General features: G+C 39.5%; 19 protein-coding genes. 14 read left to right on the top strand and 5 right to left on the bottom strand.

Going from position 1 to position 18284, the window contains the following annotated elements; translation table 11 throughout:
• From ACULLG_RS08320 to ACULLG_RS08265, 12 genes are all read left to right on the top strand, one after another.
• Positions 1-633: an NAD(P)H-dependent oxidoreductase gene (locus ACULLG_RS08320; RefSeq protein ID WP_452126304.1), complete on the top strand. Its 633-nt coding sequence runs from the start codon at positions 1-3 to the stop codon at positions 631-633.
• Between the two features lie 38 nt (positions 634-671).
• Positions 672-1244: a YceI family protein gene (locus tag ACULLG_RS08315; RefSeq protein WP_452126303.1), complete on the top strand. Its 573-nt coding sequence runs from the start codon at positions 672-674 to the stop codon at positions 1242-1244.
• Positions 1245-1535: 291 nt separating this feature from the next.
• Positions 1536-1820 (top strand): GIY-YIG nuclease family protein, encoded by a 285-nt coding sequence (locus ACULLG_RS08310; RefSeq protein WP_452126302.1) that lies wholly within the window; start codon positions 1536-1538, stop codon positions 1818-1820.
• Positions 1821-1874: 54 nt separating this feature from the next.
• On the top strand, positions 1875-3272 hold the full coding sequence (locus ACULLG_RS08305) for an anthranilate synthase component I family protein (RefSeq protein ID WP_452126301.1): 1398 nt from the start codon (positions 1875-1877) through the stop codon (positions 3270-3272).
• Position 3273: 1 nt separating this feature from the next.
• Positions 3274-3840: an anthranilate synthase component II gene (locus ACULLG_RS08300; protein ID WP_452126300.1), complete on the top strand. Its 567-nt coding sequence runs from the start codon at positions 3274-3276 to the stop codon at positions 3838-3840.
• 84 nt (positions 3841-3924) lie between these two features.
• Positions 3925-4917, top strand: coding sequence for an anthranilate phosphoribosyltransferase (gene trpD, locus ACULLG_RS08295; RefSeq protein WP_452126299.1), 993 nt, complete (start codon positions 3925-3927; stop codon positions 4915-4917).
• Positions 4918-5005: 88 nt separating this feature from the next.
• Entirely contained in the window at positions 5006-5791 is a 786-nt protein-coding gene (gene trpC / locus ACULLG_RS08290) for an indole-3-glycerol phosphate synthase TrpC (RefSeq protein ID WP_452126298.1), read from the top strand.
• On the top strand, positions 5788-6579 hold the full coding sequence (locus ACULLG_RS08285; protein WP_452126297.1) for a phosphoribosylanthranilate isomerase: 792 nt from the start codon (positions 5788-5790) through the stop codon (positions 6577-6579). Before trpC ends, ACULLG_RS08285 begins: the two co-directional genes overlap by 4 nt.
• A 52-nt stretch (positions 6580-6631) precedes the next feature.
• Entirely contained in the window at positions 6632-7813 is a 1182-nt protein-coding gene (gene trpB / locus ACULLG_RS08280; protein WP_452126296.1) for a tryptophan synthase subunit beta, read from the top strand.
• An 80-nt stretch (positions 7814-7893) separates the two neighbouring features.
• Positions 7894-8655 carry a tryptophan synthase subunit alpha gene (gene trpA, locus ACULLG_RS08275; protein ID WP_452126295.1) on the top strand — a complete coding sequence of 254 codons (762 nt, stop codon included), beginning with the start codon at positions 7894-7896 and terminating at the stop codon, positions 8653-8655.
• 97 nt (positions 8656-8752) lie between these two features.
• Positions 8753-10252 carry a M20/M25/M40 family metallo-hydrolase gene (locus tag ACULLG_RS08270; RefSeq protein WP_452126294.1) on the top strand — a complete coding sequence of 500 codons (1500 nt, stop codon included), beginning with the start codon at positions 8753-8755 and terminating at the stop codon, positions 10250-10252.
• Positions 10253-10419: 167 nt separating this feature from the next.
• Positions 10420-10842, top strand: a complete 423-nt coding sequence (locus ACULLG_RS08265; RefSeq protein ID WP_452126293.1) for a LytR/AlgR family response regulator transcription factor — start codon at positions 10420-10422, stop codon at positions 10840-10842.
• Here ACULLG_RS08265 and ACULLG_RS08260 read toward each other — a convergent pair whose 3' ends face one another.
• From ACULLG_RS08260 to ACULLG_RS08240, 5 genes are all read right to left on the bottom strand, one after another.
• Positions 10843-11535, bottom strand: a complete 693-nt coding sequence (locus tag ACULLG_RS08260; protein ID WP_452126292.1) for a uracil-DNA glycosylase family protein — start codon at positions 11533-11535, stop codon at positions 10843-10845.
• Positions 11536-11570: 35 nt separating this feature from the next.
• Positions 11571-14117 (bottom strand): phosphoenolpyruvate carboxylase, encoded by a 2547-nt coding sequence (locus tag ACULLG_RS08255; RefSeq protein WP_452126291.1) that lies wholly within the window; start codon positions 14115-14117, stop codon positions 11571-11573.
• Between the two features lie 142 nt (positions 14118-14259).
• Positions 14260-15021: a peroxide stress protein YaaA gene (gene yaaA, locus ACULLG_RS08250; protein WP_452126290.1), complete on the bottom strand. Its 762-nt coding sequence runs from the start codon at positions 15019-15021 to the stop codon at positions 14260-14262.
• 87 nt (positions 15022-15108) lie between these two features.
• Positions 15109-16137: an RluA family pseudouridine synthase gene (locus ACULLG_RS08245; protein WP_452126289.1), complete on the bottom strand. Its 1029-nt coding sequence runs from the start codon at positions 16135-16137 to the stop codon at positions 15109-15111.
• Between the two features lie 2 nt (positions 16138-16139).
• On the bottom strand, positions 16140-16727 hold the full coding sequence (locus ACULLG_RS08240) for a PASTA domain-containing protein (RefSeq protein WP_452126288.1): 588 nt from the start codon (positions 16725-16727) through the stop codon (positions 16140-16142).
• A 76-nt stretch (positions 16728-16803) separates the two neighbouring features.
• Here ACULLG_RS08240 and ACULLG_RS08235 point away from each other — a divergent pair, with 76 nt between their 5' ends.
• On the top strand, positions 16804-17778 hold the full coding sequence (locus tag ACULLG_RS08235; RefSeq protein WP_452126287.1) for a D-alanine--D-alanine ligase: 975 nt from the start codon (positions 16804-16806) through the stop codon (positions 17776-17778).
• Positions 17779-17810: 32 nt separating this feature from the next.
• The gene (gene coaD / locus ACULLG_RS08230) at positions 17811-18269 is read left to right on the top strand and encodes a pantetheine-phosphate adenylyltransferase (protein ID WP_452126286.1); all 459 of its coding nucleotides are present in this window, start codon (positions 17811-17813) and stop codon (positions 18267-18269) included.
• The last annotated feature ends 15 nt before the right edge of the window (positions 18270-18284 follow it).

The following is an 18284-nucleotide window of genomic DNA, read 5'->3' as shown; positions in this document are numbered from 1 at the left end:
ATGAGCAATATCCTAGAAAATAGAACATGGCGCTATGCCACCAAAAAATTTGATAGTACCAAAAAAGTGTCGGATACAGATCTGGAACTTTTGTTAGAAGCTACCCGTCTAAGTGCATCTTCTTACGGACTTCAACCCTATCATGTTTATGTAATCACAGACCCTGAGATCAAAGAGAAACTCAAACCGGTTTCTTGGGGACAATCACAATTAACAGATGCCTCGCATATTATTGTGTTTGCCAACGTGACTGATTTTGGGGAAGAATTAATGGATGGTTATCTAGAAAACGTAAGCACTACCAGAAAAATTCCTGCCGAAGGTCTAAAAGGTTATGGTGACTTTATGAAATCTAAATTGTTGGACCTTCCTACGGAAACGAAAGGGATTTGGACATCTAGACAAGTATATATTGCATTCAGTAATATGATGCAGGCCGCAGCTGAATTAAAAATAGATACCTGTCCAATGGAAGGTTTTGAATCTGAAGCCTATAATAAAATCCTTGACCTGGAAGAGAAAAACCTTAACGCATCGGTTGTTCTCGCAGTTGGGTATCGTTCCGATGAGGACGAGACACAGCACTACGCCAAAGTACGTAAATCAAAAGAAGAATTATTTACACATATATAAACCCTAATTATTTAAATCGAAAATTAAGCACACAAATCATGAAAAAAACAATTTTAAGCCTAGCCTTAACAGTCGTATTCGGACTTTCTGCAATTGCAAATCCAATTGATGGTGAAAAGAAAGCTGTAAAAACAGATGAAAGTACTGTTACTTGGAAAGCGTACAAAGTTGCCGGATCGCATACCGGAACCATCAACCTTAAATCTGGGGCACTCGAATTTGATGGTGAAAAATTGGTTGGAGGAGAATTCGTTGTTGATATGACAACCATCAATGTCACCGACTTGCAAGGAGATTACAAAAACAAACTGGATGGACACCTAAGCTCCGATGATTTTTTCTCTACAGCTTCCAATCCAACAGCTTCTTTAGTGTTCACAAAAGTAAAAGCCAGTGGAAAAAACTCATATGAAGTAACGGGTGACCTTACTATTAAAGGAATTACCGAGTCTGTAACATTTGATGTCTCAATTTATGGAAGTAAAGCGACAGCTACTTTGAAAGTTGACCGAACAAAATACGACGTAAAATATGGTTCCGGTATTATCGGGACCGCCAAGGACAAATTGATCTATGATGAATTTGACCTTGTGGTTGATTTGCAGATGTAATCAGCTTTAGTTTAGTGTTTGGAAATCCCGCTTAGATTGTTTTTTAGGCGGGATTTTTAATTTCACAAAACAATATTTGGAAGTTAGAATTTCCTTTTTATCTTTGAAGCAATGAATTTAAGAACAGTAAATACTTGGTGGTGGATCAACTTACGTCGAATATCGTGAGCTAGTCCCCCATTGTAATCATATAGAGGCTTGTCATCACGACAAGCCTTTTTTAATTGTATGAGTTTAGTTCTCATTTCCGCGAAGGCGGAAATCAATCAGCAACGGTGAACAAATGTTAAAATGAGTTTTTATGTCTATATCATTTCAAACAAGAAAAATGGAACTATTTATATAGGCTATTCCAACAATTTAGGAAAACGAATGAAAAAGCATAAAAGTGGAACCGGAAGCAAATTTGCAAAACGATACAAATTGGATAAGTTGGTTTACTATGAAAAATTCAGGTTTCCCATGCCTGCAATCAGAAGAGAAAAACAATTGAAAAAATGGAACCGGCTATGGAAAATAAATTTGATAAATGACTTTAACCCGAATTGGAAGGACCTGACTTGGTTCTTTGAATAAATAGCAATAAAAAGATTTCCGCCTACGCGGAAATGAAAAAAATAATTTTCGCTCATGAAATATTCGCTCAAAACTACCTACAAACAAATACTTGCCGATACCATTACGCCGGTCAGTGTTTATCTTAAGGTAAGGGACAAATTTCCCAATAGCATTCTTTTGGAAAGTAGCGACTATCATGCCAATGACAATAGCTTCTCATACATCTGCTGCAATCCGATTGCCTCCATTAAAGTTGAGAATGAAGTAATCACGCAAAGATTCCCTGATGGTTCCAAAGAAGAATTTCCTATCACTCCCGAAGTGGACGTCACAGAGGTGATTCATCAATTCGGACAAAAATTTTCCGTCCCCAGCAATGGCTTTAAGTTCATCAACAATGGACTTTTCGGATATATGGCTTATGATGCCGTTCGCTATTTTGAAGATGTTGAGGTTTCCAAAAAGGAAGATTCGGTTCAAATTCCGGATATCTATTATGCGGTGTACCAGAACATCATTGCCATAAACCATTTTAAAAACGAAGCATATCTTTTTGCCCACTGTTATGAAAATGAAAGCAATGTAGATGAGATTGCCCAGCTGTTCACTGTACGAAATTTTGCTTCCTATAACTTTTCAAAAGATGGAAAACCCACCTCCAATTTAAAAGATGAGGAATACAAAGAACATGTGGCACTGGCTAAAAAACATTGTCAACGAGGTGATGTTTTCCAACTAGTACTTTCTCGAAGATTTTCGCAAGGATTTAAGGGTGATGAGTTCAATGTGTACCGAGCGCTTCGTTCCATCAATCCATCCCCATATTTGTTCTATTTTGATTACGGGGATTTTAAAATCTTTGGCAGTTCGCCGGAAGCGCAATTAATTGTAAAAGACGGGAAAGCCGAAATACATCCTATTGCCGGCACCTACAAAAGAACCGGAAACGATGAACAGGATGCCGAATTGGCAAAAAAACTGGCTCAGGATGATAAGGAAAACGCCGAGCACGTGATGTTGGTTGATTTAGCCCGAAATGATCTCAGTAGAAATGGGAATACCGTTAATGTGGAAACCTATCGCGAAGTCCAATATTTCTCGCATGTCATTCATTTGGTATCCAAAGTAACTGGACTCAAGAAAAAAGATAGTCCTACCATGAAAGTGGTCGCTGACACTTTTCCTGCTGGAACCCTTAGCGGAGCTCCAAAACATATGGCCATGCAGTTAATAGAGAAATATGAAAAAACCAGTCGCGCCTACTACGGTGGTGCTATCGGATTTATGGATTTTAAAGGGAATTTCAACCACGCCATTATGATTCGAACATTTTTGAGTAAAAATCACCAATTGCACTATCAAGCTGGAGCAGGTTTGGTTGCCGCCTCCGACCCCGAAGCTGAATTACAAGAAACCTATAATAAATTGGGCGCCTTAACCAAAGCGCTGGAAATTGCAGAAACCATCTAAAATGCGAAGAAAGATTTTAATGATAGACAACTACGACAGCTTCACCTATAATTTGGTGCACTATTTAGAGGATTTGGATTGTGATGTTACCGTAAAACGAAACGATCAACTCACCTTGGAAGATGTTGAACCCTTCGATGAAATTGTGCTGTCGCCCGGACCTGGAATCCCAGATGAAGCTGGTTTGGTAAAGGAAATCATCAAAACCTATGCGCCCACCAAACGTATTCTGGGGGTTTGTTTAGGACAGCAGGCCATTGGTGAAGTGTTTGGTGGAACCTTGGTGAATTTAGATCAGGTGTACCACGGGGTGGCGACGACAATCTCTGTGACCAAGGAAGATGCTATTTTTGAAGGTTTACCAAAACAGATCGAGGTAGGGCGATACCACTCTTGGGTGGTCCATCCTGATTTACCGGAAAGCTTGGAAGCTACTTCTGTGGATGAAAATGGGCAAATTATGTCTTTAAAACATAAAACATACGACGTAACAGCCGTACAATTTCACCCTGAATCGGTGTTGACACCCGAAGGAAAACAAATGCTAAAAAATTGGCTCAAAGGCTAATTTTAATTTCGTTCCAAAGAAAGTGGGAATTCAAATGACCGATTAAAGATTCCTGCCTTCGCAGGAATGACAAAGGAAAAAAACATGAAAGAGACACTCAACAGACTCATAAATCACGAAATTTTGTCCAAAAGCGATGCCAAGCAAATCTTGGTCAATATTGCCAAAGGAGATTACAATACATCTCAAATTGCGGCTTTTTTAACCGTATACATGATGCGAAGCATCACCATTGAGGAGTTGGAAGGCTTCCGAGATGCCCTTTTGGAGCTATGCTTGGCCATTGATTTGGCCGAATTCAACCCTATTGATTTATGTGGAACCGGAGGTGACGGTAAGGATACTTTCAACATTTCCACCTTGGCGTCTTTTGTTACTGCTGGGGCCGGAGTGAAGGTGACCAAACATGGAAATTATGGTGTGTCCTCTAAATGTGGAAGCAGCAATGTCATGGAATTTTTAGGTATCAAATTCAGTAATGAAGCTGATTTTTTAAAGAAATCCATTGACCAAGCAGGAATTTGCGTATTGCACGCCCCTCTATTTCATCCAGCCATGAAAAATGTGGCTCCCATCCGAAGGGAATTGGCAGTAAAGACCTTCTTTAATATGCTGGGACCCATGGTAAATCCAGCTTTTCCCAAAAATCAGATGGTTGGGGTCTTTAATCTGGAATTGGCCAGAATGTATGGGTACCTCTATCAAAACACAGATAAAAACTTTACAGTACTCCATGCCTTGGATGGTTATGATGAAATTTCATTGACTGGGGATACAAAAACTATTTCCAATACTTCCGAAGGCATTTTATCGCCTGTCGATTTTGGAGTGAATCGAATTACCAAAGCAGAAATTACTGGAGGAGATGATATCGCCCAATCCGCCCAGATATTCTTGGATATTTTACATGGAAAAGGCACCGAAGCCCAGAACAATGTGGTCTGTGCCAATGCCGGTGTGGCCATTGCAACGGTAAATGACATCAGTCCAAAAGAAGGATTTGAAAAAGCAAAAGAATCCCTAATGGGTGGAAAAGGATTGGAAACGTTGAAGAAATTGCAAGAATTAAGTAAATAGTTGATCGTCATTAGTTGATGGTTGATAGTTAAAATCAAATACTGCACCATCAACCATAAACTATCAACCATAAACTATCAACCAAAGAATGAACATATTAGACAAAATAGTAATTGATAAACGGAAGGAGGTTGATTTGAGAAAATCATTGATTCCAATTTCCCAATTGGAACAATCCGTGCTTTTTGGAAGAAAAAGCCCCTCTTTAGCAACGGCACTGCGACAGAGCAATACCGGAATCATTGCCGAGCACAAACGACGTTCTCCCTCCAAATCCGTCATCAATCAAAGCTTGAATGTTCAGGATGTGGCCAAAGGTTATGAAACGGCTGGAGTATGTGGCATGTCGGTTTTGACAGATGGCAAATACTTTGGAGGTTCGTTGGACGATTTATTGCTCGCTAGGTCGGTAGCAAATATACCTTTACTTCGTAAAGAGTTCATCATTGATTCCTATCAGATTTTGGAAGCAAAAGCACATGGAGCGGATGTGATTCTGTTAATAGCTGCCATCTTAAGAAGAGATGATATCAAAACATTTTCAGAAGTGGCAAAAAGTTTGGGATTGGATGTGCTTCTAGAAGTTCACAATGAAGAAGAACTGCATAAGTCCATCATGCCAAGTTTGGACATGCTGGGCGTAAATAATAGAAATTTGAAGACCTTCGAAGTCAGTCTCGAAACCAGCAAGTCTCTTTCGACCCAAATTCCGGACGACTTTGTAAAAGTTTCCGAAAGTGGCATCAGCTCCGTTGAAGCCATAAAAGAGCTTAAGCAATATGGTTACCAAGGTTTTTTGATTGGAGAAAATTTCATGAAAACGGATAACCCTGGAAAGCACGCTGCAACTTTTATAAAAAACCTGGAATCATGAAGATGAAAGTCTGCGGCATGAATCATAATTCCCAGGAGGTTGCGCAACTGCAACCCGACTACATGGGTTTTATCTTCTGGGAACCTTCTTCACGATATTTTAAAGGAGAAATTCCGGCATTACCGAAATCCATCAAAAAAGTGGGTGTATTTGTAGATGCAACTGTTGAAGAAGTTTTGGGAAAAGTGCAAAAATATGATTTGGCCGCCGTCCAACTTCATGGAAATGAAAGTCCAGAGTTTTGTAGTACGCTAAAAAAAAGTCATTCCGAACTCGTTTCAGAATCTCACTCGAATGAGGCCCTGAATCAAGTTCAGGGTGACGATTCGCTGTTACTTCGAGCGCAGTCGAGAAGCAAGAAACACCCTGAAAATAAAAAGGTCTCGACTGCGCTCGACCTGACAACCATCAAAGTCTTTTCCATCAAGGATGATTTTGATTTCTCCATCTTAAAAGATTATGAAGAAGTATGCGACTATTATTTATTTGACACCAAAGGAAAGCTCCCTGGTGGAAATGGTTATGCCTTTGATTGGTCCGTTTTGAACAATTACCCTTCTACCAAACCCTATTTTTTAAGTGGGGGGATTGGACCGGAAAGTGTAGAGAACCTTAAGTCTTTCATGAAAAGTTCTGCATCAAAGTATTGTAAGGTAATCGATGTGAACAGCAAGTTTGAGACAAAACCGGGATTAAAGAATATTGAAAAATTAAAAGAATTTAAAAATTTATTGCCATTCCGCACGGATGCTGAGCGAAGTCGAAGCACGGGGCGGAATCCATCATAAATTAAAGTCAAACCAAAAAAGATTCCTGCCCGCGCAGGAATGACAAAAAAGTATGAGTTATCACGTTGACGAAAAAGGATATTACGGAGAATTTGGAGGAGCATTCATACCAGAAATGTTGTATCCCAATTGCGAAGAATTGCGCCAAAGCTACATCCAGATTATGGAAGAACCTTCCTTTCAGCAAGAGTTTCACCAATTGCTGAAGGATTATGTAGGGCGTCCTTCCCCACTCTATTTTGCTGAAAGATTATCCAACAAATACAACACCAAAATCTACTTGAAGCGGGAAGATTTAAATCATACCGGAGCACATAAAGTCAACAATACCATTGGACAGATTCTGATGGCCAAGCGATTGGGCAAGAATAGGATTATTGCAGAGACAGGTGCAGGTCAGCATGGGGTTGCCACAGCAACAGTTTGTGCTTTGATGGGTATTGAATGTGTAGTCTATATGGGTGAAATTGATATAGCCAGACAAGCCCCAAACGTTGCCCGAATGAAAATGTTGGGTGCAGAAGTTCGTCCCGCGCTTTCCGGGAGCAAAACGCTAAAAGATGCTACCAACGAAGCCATTCGAGATTGGATCAATAATCCTGTGGATACGCATTATATTATTGGCTCCGTTGTAGGTCCACATCCCTATCCCGACATGGTAGCTCGTTTTCAATCTGTGATTTCCAAAGAAATCAAAACGCAATTGTTGGAAAAAGAAGGTCGTGAAAACCCCGATTATGTGGTAGCCTGTGTTGGGGGAGGAAGCAACGCTGCAGGTGCTTATTATCACTTTTTGGATACTCCAGAAGTCGGAATCATTGCAGTTGAAGCTGCTGGAAAAGGCATCCATTCAGGCGAAAGTGCTGCTACTTCGGCATTGGGTAAAGTCGGAATAATTCACGGCAGTAAAACCTTGTTGATGCAAACCAATGACGGACAAATCACCGAACCCTATTCCATTTCAGCTGGGTTGGATTATCCAGGTGTTGGACCTTTGCATGCCCATTTATTTAAATCAGGACGAGGAGAGTTCATTTCAATTACAGACGATGATGCGATGAAAGCAGGAATGGAACTTTCAAAATTGGAAGGTATTATTCCAGCTATTGAATCGTCCCATGCTTTTGCCATTTTAGAACAGAAAAAATTCAACCCTTCGGATATTGTTGTCATGAATTTGTCTGGGCGGGGTGATAAGGATTTACAGAATTACATTGACTATTTTGATTTATAGAAGTGAGATGTCAGTATTGAGTAATTAGGAATAACACAACTCTCAATACTACATACTCAAATCTCAATACTATATAAAGAATGAACAGAATCAATCAAAAATTACAGGAGAACAAAAAACTACTATCCATATACTTTACGGCGGGGTATCCCAATTTAAATGATACGGTTAAGGTTATCCAAGATTTGGAAAAAAGTGGGGTCGACCTAATCGAGATTGGCCTACCATTTAGCGACCCTCTTGCCGATGGACCCACCATTCAGGATAGTTCCACCAAAGCGCTGAACAATGGGATGCATTCTGAACTTCTGTTTGAACAACTCAAAAATATTCGCAAGACCGTTTCCATTCCTTTGATCATTATGGGTTACTTCAATCCAATATTTCAGTATGGCGTAGAAGCTTTTTGTAAAAAATGCCAAGAAGTGGGTATCGATGGTTTGATTTTACCAGATTTACCATTGGATGTGTATCAGGAAGAATACGAATCTATCTTCAAAAAATATGGACTGATCAACATGTTTTTGATTACCCCCCAAACCAGTGATGAGCGCATTAAAGCAATCGATGCAGCTTCCGATGGATTTATTTATATGGTTAGTTCTGCGAGTACAACGGGAGCCAAAACAGGTTTTGGAAATGAACAAAAAGCCTATTTTGACCGTATTGCATCGATGCAACTTAAAAACCCGCAAATCGTTGGTTTTGGAATCAGTAATTCACAAACCTTTGATCAGGCTACTGAAAAAACAAAGGGAGCCATTATTGGTTCGGCCTTTATAAAACACCTTACTGAACATGGAGCTGATAAAATAGCCCATTTTGTAAAGGGAATTCGCTAAATTTATTGCTTAGCTATTTCAAATTAATTGTCCGTTCGAACGCAGTCGAGAACTTGAAACCTCCCACTTGCACTCGAGGTGACCAAACACCTTCTCAATGAAAAAGTTTTTCTATCTACTCATCTTCTGGTCATTTAGTTACAGTTATTCCCAGGATTCAATCGCTATAAAATCGCAAGTGTTCAAAGCCATTGAAGAGTTAAGGGATTTTATCGCAATTCCAAACGATGCTTTGAAAGCTGACGATATTGATGACAATATTCTTTGGTTGAAAAGAAAGTTCGGAGAGCGCGGCTTTAACACCGCCGTATTGGAAACGGAAAATTTGCCATTGTTTTTCGCAGCATTACCAATGGAAGATTCCAAACCCACCATGCTCATTTACATGCACTTTGATGGACAGTCAGTAGATCCATCGAAATGGAATCAACCCAATCCATACCAAACTGTTTTAAAAGCTCCGGAGGGTGATAGTTTTAAAACTATTTCTTTTGATGAGTTAGGTGACGACATTAACTACGATTGGCGATTATTTGGCCGCTCCACCTCCGACGACAAAGGTCCCATTGTAATGTTTCTAAACGCGATTGATCTTTTGAAAAAAGATGGAAAGGAAATCCCGTTCAACATTAAAGTGATTTTAGACGGTGAGGAGGAAAAAAGTAGCAAGCCGCTTCCAAAGGCGGTAAAACAGTATCGTGAATTACTCCAAGCTGACTTTTTGGTAATTGCTGACGGGCCTGTCCATCCTTCAGAAAATCCAACGGTGGTGTATGGGTGTAGAGGAATTACAACAATGACATTGACCACCTATGGTCCCATCAAACCTCAACATAGTGGTCATTATGGTAATTACGCTCCAAATCCAGGGTTTCAATTGGCTCAGCTTTTGGCCACCATGAAAGATTCCGATGGACGGGTAACAATTCCAGGATATTACGACGGAATCTCATTTGATGAGTCCATAACCGAAGTTCTCAAGAGTGTCCCGGATAGCGACCAGGCAATTGCCGAAAAACTACAGTTTAAATCCTCGGAAAAAGTAGGGGGTTTTTATCAAGAAGCACTTCAATTTCCTTCGTTGAACATTCGTGGTTTAGGTTCGGGCTGGATAGGCCCAAAAAGAAGAACCATTGTTCCGGAAAGTGCGACAGCCGAATTGGATTTACGTTTGGTTCCGGAAAGTGATGGCCATCGTTTAAAACAATTGGTCAAAAACCATATCACCAAACAGGGGTATCATGTATTGGACCATGTTCCATCAAAAGAAGAACGCATGTCCTTTGATAAAATCGTAACTGTGCAGGAAGGGAGTGTGACTGATGCTTTTCGTACCGATTTGGACAATGCCTATGGTAAATTCTTGATTGAAACCTTGCAAAATTCCTTTGGTAAGGATGTGGTTCGCATTCGGATTATGGGAGGTACGGTTCCAATCTCACCTTTTATAAACGAATTAAAGGTTCCAGCTTTTATTGTTCCCATGGTAAACCCTGATAATAATCAGCACAGTCCCAACGAAAATTTAAAAATTGTGCAATTGGCCTATGGAATAAAAGCTCTATATGCCATTTTATCTTCAAAAATGGTGGAATAAGTTTCTATTCGTCCATAAAAGTGCACTTTAATCGACTGTTCAAAAGATTGATTGTCAGGCCGAAATAGTAAGAAGTATGTTTTTATCCGAAAGAAACAGCAATACATCCTCATTTTTACAGGCAAACTTATAGCGAAGTTAATTTTATAGTACCCAAACCGCTTACTATGAAGTATACCGCACTAGTTATCGACGATTCCTCCATTCAGAGGTTGGCAACGTCAATTCTGATTAAAAATCATTCCGATTTAGAGTTAATCGGTTCTTATGAAAGCCCATATGAAGGAATCAAAGCCATTTATGACCACAAGGTCGATATGGTTTTTCTGGATGTGTTGATGGATAAGGTCAACGCTTTTGAGCTCCTTGACAGTATCGAAATCAACACCGCAATTATCATGAATTCTACTTGGGCCAGTTTCGCCAAAAAAGCTTTTGATTATGGCATCAACGATTTTTTAATGAAACCAATGCGTAAAACAAGATTTGAGAAAGCTGTCTCCAAGATTATTCAAGAAATAGAATTAAAACGAATAAAGCCGGTTAAAACTTATACCGTCTTAAAGCGATTCCCGAGCTTCAAGAACTAGTTATTCAAAAAATGCTCGATACTGCATCACCCTAAAATCAAATGTGTTGAATTCAGGATTGGTTGTTTTTAAATCCTTATAGGATTGAAGGCTACCAATGGCGCGATTGGCCGCGCCTGAGGGTGCAGTCAATGAAACCGTCTTTACAAATCTATATATCGACTCTTCTTTTGTAGTAATTGGAAGTCTTAAACCATGAATTCTAGGTACTTCCCCATCAATCACCTCAAGTTGTAATCCATATGTCTTTAATTGTTTTCGGAAGAAATATTCTGGGCCATTTTTACTATTGCCACCCATAAAAAGAATCGTCTCGATATTCGGGTATTTTTTGAGATATCCCACCAAGTCGCGAAGTTTTACATTTTGCATACCCAAATCGGAGGCATCAATTTTTTGACGTTCGGCGCTTGCAACAATATCACAGACCCCAATTTTTTGTTCCAACAAAAAGTTCTTTCGTTGTTCAGTGGCTTCCTGGGTAGTCTCATATTTTAGTTGCAGCCCAAAAATTTCATTCAAAATAGGCCATAACATCCCATTTCGACTTCCGTAGCAAAAGTCAACATCATCATCTTTTAGTTCTCCTGTAGTAAATCGAGGCGGAGGTAAAGTTCCGACAATCAATTTTGTTGCCTCCGGAAAAAGGAACGGGTCATACGGGTGGGTATGAAGAAATGGTTTTGAACTCAATACTTCAAATTTGATTTGAATTCAAAAATAAACTCTTAAGCCGAATTCCTGCTTGCGTTAATATTACCGTATAAGGAACGGGTAACAATCTTTTCATAAACATCCTTGTATTCGGAATTCTTCGTGATATGATACAGTGCATTCTGCTGAATGACCAATAGCGGCAGTACAATTTTTTCCCGAATGTTAACAGATTCGCGGGAAACTTCCTCATCCTCCATCAAAATCTTAAGTCCCGATATTTGTAAGAGCATTTTCTTAGAAAGTAAATATTCCTCATGAAGTATGTTCCAAAATTCACCAAACTCCGCATCCTCCTTCATGTAACTGGTTAAATCGAAATTGGTTTTTGCCAACGACATCATACTGTTGTGCATCAAGGTCTTAAAGAAAGGCACCTCATCATACAACTTCTTCACTTGAGTCAATTTCCCTTCATCCTTTAATTTTTGAATGGCAGTTCCTATTCCAAAATACCCCGGCACGTTTTGCTTTAGCTGACTCCATGAGCCCACAAATGAAATGGCCCTTAAATCGGAAAGTTCCAACTGTTTTTTGTTGCCACGTTTACCGGGTCGACTTCCAATATTGGCCTTTGTATAATATTTCAGTGTGCTCCTGTGCTCTAAATAAGGAATAAATTTTTCATGCTGTTTTAGCGCATCGTATTTTTCAAAACTTAATTCGGAAAGTTCCTCAATCAATTTTCGGTGTTCTGTTGAGATCACATGTTCTTCCCCATAAAGATTATTACTCAAACCAGCAGTCAACAACTGCTCTGAGTTGTGCATAAACTGCTCTTTGGTGCCATAGGTACTGGTTATGGTCTGCCCCTGAATGGTAAGCTGTATTTCGTGGTTGGCCACGTCTTTGGTCTGTGCCGCATAGAAACGATGGGTTTTTCCACCTCCACGGGCCGGTGGACCTCCCCTACCATCAAAGAAAATAGCCTTAATTCCATTTTTCTTGCATACTTTGCTCAATGTTTCCTTGGTTTTTAAAATGGACCAATTGGCTTTGAGGTATCCACCATCCTTTGTTCCATCGGAAAAGCCCAACATGATGGTATGCGTATGCTTTCGCCGTTCTAAATGTTGGCGATATTGCGGCATATCAAACAAAGTTTGCATAACGCCTTCTGCCTCGGCCATCCCCTTCATGGTTTCGAATAATGGGATAATATCAAAAGTAATATCATTTTCTTTCCATCCACACCATCTAAATAATCCGAATACAAAGAGTACGGAATAAATATCCTCTGAATTGCTGATGATATACCTATTGCATCCATCTTCACCATTGTTCTTTTGAATCTCCTTCAATTGTCCAATATTCGTAATGGTGTCTTTTACAATATCCTCATCAAAGTCATCGGGATTCAATTGTAAATCTTTCTGCAACAGCCAGTGTTGCAATTCGACATCCGAAAGTTCTTCCAAATTATCCTTTATCGCACCCTGTTGTTTCAGAATGCTGGTAATGACCAATTTATGCTTACTATGGTCTTGTCTAATATCCAAGGTAGCAAAATGTGTTTTGAAAATATGGACCTTATTGATAAACTGATCAAGATGCTTTAAATACAACCTGTGGTATTTACCTTCCAATTTTTCGCGAGTCTGCAACAACTGTTCTATTATCTCTTCGTATGAAATAACAGCCTTGGCATCGAACATGGATTTGTAGAGCTTATTGCTAAGTTCAATCAAATCGTCCTGCATATCCTTAAAGGTCAATTTTTTACGAAGTGCTTTAAGTTCGTTGTAATAACATTTCATCAATGTAAGTCGAAGCTCATCAGCTACTTGCCTCGTAATTTCTGCGGTGACAAATGGATTCCCATCTCTATCCCCTCCAGGCCAAAAGCCAAGTTTAATGATATTATAATTATTGAACTCCTCGTTATGAATCTTTCCCTTCACATACTGAAACAGCTCTCCCACGGCATCATAATAGGTGTTTCGAAGGATATAAATAATATTTTTGGCTTCATCCAAGGGCGTTGGTTTTTTGGCGTTCACCAAAGAGGTAAGCCCTAGCTGCTGTAAAGTCAAATCGATATCATCCACCTTGTTTTCATCAATTAGCGAACGTAATTCAGAAATGATGTCCAACACCGCTGGGGTATAAAACTGTGTAGGGTGGGCCGTAAGTACAATACGGGCACTAAAGGTTGAAAGTGAATTGGATATTTCATCCCAATTTTTGGTGCGATTTACCAATGCAAAGTAATCCTTTATGGAAAGGGATTTGGTATACTCTTGCAGTTTTGGAAAGGCAGAATCTTCAACGCTATCGTACAAAACAACTTGCCGTTCAACGTATTGGATAACCTTGAACATAAAATCCAATCGTTCCCTTTCGTCTTTTATGTCTACAAAGTTGGTAAAGAACGTTTCCAATATTTCCTGTGGATTTTCACCTGCCTTAAGTCCTTTTTCGCATTGATCAAACAAAAGTGGAATCAATACCCCCACATTTTCTATGTTTTGATAAGGCAAGCTTAAAAATAGACTGTTGTATATATTGAATTTGTTGGTGACCGATTTTCTAAACTCTTCTAAACGTCTTGACTGCTGCATGGTTTTCTCGGTATGGTTAGTTTATAATTTTTGAAACCTCAAAGATCGTGATAAATGCCAAACATCACATACCTTATTTAGGCACATCACAATTTAGGATATGAAGTCCACAAACCTAACATCAAAAGGTTTATAGCAATTATTACCGTACAAAAACCGGTTGATTTTCTTTTAAGGTATGCTCTGCACTGAAAAGATATCCATCATAGTCGAATCCTTTTAACTCTTCCATGGTCTTCACATTTTTATCTAAAATGTATCTTACCATAGACCCGCGCGCCTTTTTAGCGAAGAAACTGATGACCTTGAGCTTGTCATTTTTCCAATCTTTAAAGATTGGGGTAACAACTGGAACTTTCAATCCTTTTTCATCAATAGCTCCAAAATACTCATTGCTTGCCAAGTTGATGAACAACTCGCCGTCTTCCAATTCTTCATTTAAATAATCGGTCAGTTGTTTCTTCCAAAACTCATAAAGGTTCTTTTTGCGGGCCACTTTTAACTGTGTTCCCATCTCTAACCGATAGGGCTGAATCAAATCGAGGGGTTTAAGAATTCCATACAAACCGGAAAGAATCCGCAAAGTATCCTGTAATGCATCCAATTTGTTTTCAGGAATGGTATACGCATCAAGGCCTTGGTATACATCACCATTAAAGGAATAAACGGCCGGTCTGGCATTATCAATTGTAAATGGAGTTGAAAATTGTTGATTCCGCTGCCAATTTAATTCCGCCAAATTATCAGATATCGACATCAATTTGGAAAGGGCTTTTGGTTTTTTCTTGGCCAGAACAGCATTTAGTTTTTTGGAAGCTTCCAAAAATTGTGGTTGACTATATTTTGATGTTGGCAATTCTGATTCAAAATTGAGGGATTTCGCTGGTGAGATAACAATTTTCATAAATCAAATTTTAAGTAAAAATAAGGATGTAATTGGATTTATGACAATTGGGCCAAAAGGTGTTTTCAATCTAAAGATTGAGGAAATCTATTGGTCGCTGTGTTTGGCATAGGAACGCCATTTATCAATACAATTCACCATATCGTCCGGAAGTTCAGAATCAAAGCGCATAAACTCTCCACTTACCGGATGTTCAAAACCCAAAGTTTTGGCATGCAAGGCCTGTCTCGGAAGTATTTTAAAGGCATTTTCAACAAATTGTTTGTATTTAGTGAAGGTTGTTCCTTTCAGAATTTTTTCCCCACCGTAACGCTCATCGTTGAAAAGTGTATGTCCAATATATTTCATGTGCACCCTGATCTGATGGGTTCTGCCAGTTTTAAGTTTGCACGATACCAAGGTAACATACCCCAAACGCTCCACCACTTTATAATGGGTAACTGCTTCTTTTCCCTGATCACCTTCAGGAAAAACCATCATCTGTAAACGATTCTTTGGGTTTCGGGCTATATGCCCTTCAATGGTTCCTTCATCTTCAACAACATTGCCCCATACCAATGCCAAATATTCACGCTCACTACTTTTTTCAAAAAACTGCTTTGCCAAATGTGTCATGGCCATTTCGGTCTTGGCAATTACCAAAAGTCCAGAGGTATCCTTATCTATCCGATGCACCAAACCTGGTCTTTCTGAACTATTTGTGGGTAAATTGTCAAAATGGTAGACCAATGCGTTAATCAAGGTGCCCGAATAATTCCCGTGACCAGGGTGGACCACCATTCCCGCTGGTTTATTTACCACCAATAATGTTTCATCTTCATAAACAATATCCAAAGGAATGTTCTCGGGGGTTAGCAAAAACTCGTAGGGAGGGTGTTCAAACAGCACTTTGACCTCATCACCCGCCTTTACTTTGTAATTCTGTTTTACAATAGCATCATTAACCCAAATATGGCCCTGTTTGGCGGCTTGTTGAATTTTATTCCGAGTAGCATTTTCAATAAAGTTCATCAAGAATTTATCCACCCGCAACGGTTCCTGACCCTTGGATGCAACAAATTTATGGTGCTCAAAAAGTTCGTCTTGGGAAAGCTCGGGGTTTTCGAATGGACCCATGACTATTCGGAATCTGCTTGCACCCGTGCACTAGCTGGAATGGTGCCATTACCACAAATCAGTTCAACCTTAGAGGTTTTTGGCAATTTATCTCCCGGTTTAATATGCTTTCCTTTAAATTTCATCCGATAGACCATATCCTTGCCCAATTCGTCAATGTAAGTTACCCGTTGCACTTCCAATCCCACAGCGCGCAGCATTGAAGTCGCGTTTCGCTGTGTTACTTGTATTATATCGGGAACGGTCACCTTTTTATATCCCGAAGGGTTTACCGTAAAGTAAATCTTCCTATTTGATTTGACCTTATTTCCGGCTGGAGGGTTTTGTTCCAAAATTGAAAATCGCGGATACTCTGGGTTATAGTTGGATGAGTCCAAAACTTGATATCGAAGTCCGGCATCCTCAACAGCCTCTCGCATTTCCATTACCGACATTTTGGAAAAATCCGGCACTTCTACAAACTCACCATGGTTGGTGGTGCTTTTCAACCATCTCAAAATCAGGAAAACAATCAGTATGGAAGCCAGCAGCGCCAGACCCAGTTGAATTAGGAACACCCTACTTCGTAGAAAATTAAAAAAATGTTTCATGCCTATGCCTTATCGGAACAAATATAGGAAAGCCAGTCCTTTTTTCTTTACTTTGACATAGCGATTCGACAAGCCGATGAAAAAAAACATCGCCATCATCATGGGTGGTTATTCCAGCGAATATGAAATCTCCATTAAAAGTGGGAATGTGGTCTATAAATATCTGGATCGGAAAAAATACAATCCCTACCGTATTATTATTCAAAAAGAAAAGTGGTTTTATTTAAGTGAAGACAATCAGGAATTCCCGGTGGACAAATCGGATTTCAGTATTGGGCTAAGCGAGGAAAAAATTCATTTCGACTGTGTTTTTAACGCGGTTCATGGCACACCTGGGGAGGATGGATTGCTTCAGGCCTATTTTGAACTCCTTAATCTGCCACAAACATCCTGCAGCCAGTACCAAGCTGCACTCACCTTTAACAAAAGGGATTTATTAAGTGTGCTAAAACCATATAAGGTACAATGTGCCACGTCTTTTTATGTAAACAAGGGCGATGTTATTGACAAAGAAGCCATTATACAAAAAGTTGGTTTGCCCTGCTTTGTTAAAGCCAATAGGGCTGGCAGCAGTTACGGAATCAGCAAAGTTTATAAAAAAGAGGATTTAAAAGCGGCCCTTGACAATGCCTTTTCGGAGGATAACGAAGTTATTATCGAGAGTTTTTTGGATGGCACAGAGGTATCCGTTGGTGTAATAACATACCATAATGAAGTTATGGTGTTACCTATTACCGAGATTGTTTCAGAAAACGATTTTTTTGATTTTGAAGCCAAATACGAAGGCAAATCACAGGAAATCACCCCAGCCAGAATTTCCAAAACGCAGCAGCAAAATGTATCCGCTTTAGCAAAAAAGATATACCAAATATTGGGTTTGAAAGGATATAGTAGAAGTGAGTTTATTTTTATTGGCAACGAACCCTTTTTGTTGGAGGTAAATACAACTCCGGGGCTCACCGAAGAAAGTATTTTGCCACAGCAAGCAAATGCCGCCGGCATTTCACTTGACAAACTGTTTGGCAGTGCAATTGAAGAAGCCATACCATAGAAATTCAGTATTTTTAGAAAAACAACACAACAATGAGACGTGCCATTTTTCCAGGTTCATTTGACCCCCTCACATTAGGTCATTATGACATAATTACAAGAGGGATCACCCTGTTTGATGAACTATTGATCGCCATTGGAATCAACGCTGACAAAAAATACATGTTTTCACTTGAAGAGCGCACACACTTTATTAACGAGGCATTTAAAAATGAGCCAAAAATTAAGGTGGTCACCTATGAAGGCCTTACCGTGGATTTTTGCAAAAAAGTAAATGCCGATTTCATATTAAGAGGGCTTCGGAATCCGGCTGACTTCGAGTTTGAAAAAGCCATTGCACATACCAATAGAAAACTTTCTGAGATAGAAACGGTGTTTTTATTGACGTCTTCAGGAAAGTCTTATATAAGTTCATCAATTGTAAGAGATGTAATTCGGAATGGCGGGGATTATACAGGTTTGGTACCCGATACGGTGGTCGTAAAACCATAAGTTTTATATCGAAAT

The sequence above is a fragment of the Flagellimonas sp. 2504JD1-5 genome, from assembly GCF_053618295.1.
Note: the sequence above shows the minus strand (reverse complement) of the source record. Positions and strands in the feature narration are given on the sequence as shown.

Bases quoted from the DNA above. Each gene is read 5' to 3' on its own strand.
- ACULLG_RS08320 (WP_452126304.1), top strand. From the start codon at position 1: ATGAGCAATATCCTAGAAAATAGAACATGGCGCTATGCCACCAAAAAA.
- ACULLG_RS08240 (WP_452126288.1), bottom strand. From the start codon at position 16,727: ATGAAACATTTTTTTAATTTTCTACGAAGTAGGGTGTTCCTAATTCAA.
- ACULLG_RS08270 (WP_452126294.1), top strand. From the start codon at position 8,753: ATGAAAAAGTTTTTCTATCTACTCATCTTCTGGTCATTTAGTTACAGT.
- trpC (WP_452126298.1), top strand. From the start codon at position 5,006: ATGAACATATTAGACAAAATAGTAATTGATAAACGGAAGGAGGTTGAT.
- yaaA (WP_452126290.1), bottom strand. From the start codon at position 15,021: ATGAAAATTGTTATCTCACCAGCGAAATCCCTCAATTTTGAATCAGAA.
- ACULLG_RS08245 (WP_452126289.1), bottom strand. From the start codon at position 16,137: ATGGGTCCATTCGAAAACCCCGAGCTTTCCCAAGACGAACTTTTTGAG.
- ACULLG_RS08315 (WP_452126303.1), top strand. From the start codon at position 672: ATGAAAAAAACAATTTTAAGCCTAGCCTTAACAGTCGTATTCGGACTT.
- trpB (WP_452126296.1), top strand. From the start codon at position 6,632: ATGAGTTATCACGTTGACGAAAAAGGATATTACGGAGAATTTGGAGGA.
- ACULLG_RS08285 (WP_452126297.1), top strand. From the start codon at position 5,788: ATGAAGATGAAAGTCTGCGGCATGAATCATAATTCCCAGGAGGTTGCG.
- ACULLG_RS08235 (WP_452126287.1), top strand. From the start codon at position 16,804: ATGAAAAAAAACATCGCCATCATCATGGGTGGTTATTCCAGCGAATAT.
- ACULLG_RS08310 (WP_452126302.1), top strand. From the start codon at position 1,536: ATGAGTTTTTATGTCTATATCATTTCAAACAAGAAAAATGGAACTATT.
- trpA (WP_452126295.1), top strand. From the start codon at position 7,894: ATGAACAGAATCAATCAAAAATTACAGGAGAACAAAAAACTACTATCC.
- coaD (WP_452126286.1), top strand. From the start codon at position 17,811: ATGAGACGTGCCATTTTTCCAGGTTCATTTGACCCCCTCACATTAGGT.
- ACULLG_RS08300 (WP_452126300.1), top strand. From the start codon at position 3,274: ATGCGAAGAAAGATTTTAATGATAGACAACTACGACAGCTTCACCTAT.
- trpD (WP_452126299.1), top strand. From the start codon at position 3,925: ATGAAAGAGACACTCAACAGACTCATAAATCACGAAATTTTGTCCAAA.
- ACULLG_RS08305 (WP_452126301.1), top strand. From the start codon at position 1,875: ATGAAATATTCGCTCAAAACTACCTACAAACAAATACTTGCCGATACC.
- ACULLG_RS08255 (WP_452126291.1), bottom strand. From the start codon at position 14,117: ATGCAGCAGTCAAGACGTTTAGAAGAGTTTAGAAAATCGGTCACCAAC.
- ACULLG_RS08265 (WP_452126293.1), top strand. From the start codon at position 10,420: ATGAAGTATACCGCACTAGTTATCGACGATTCCTCCATTCAGAGGTTG.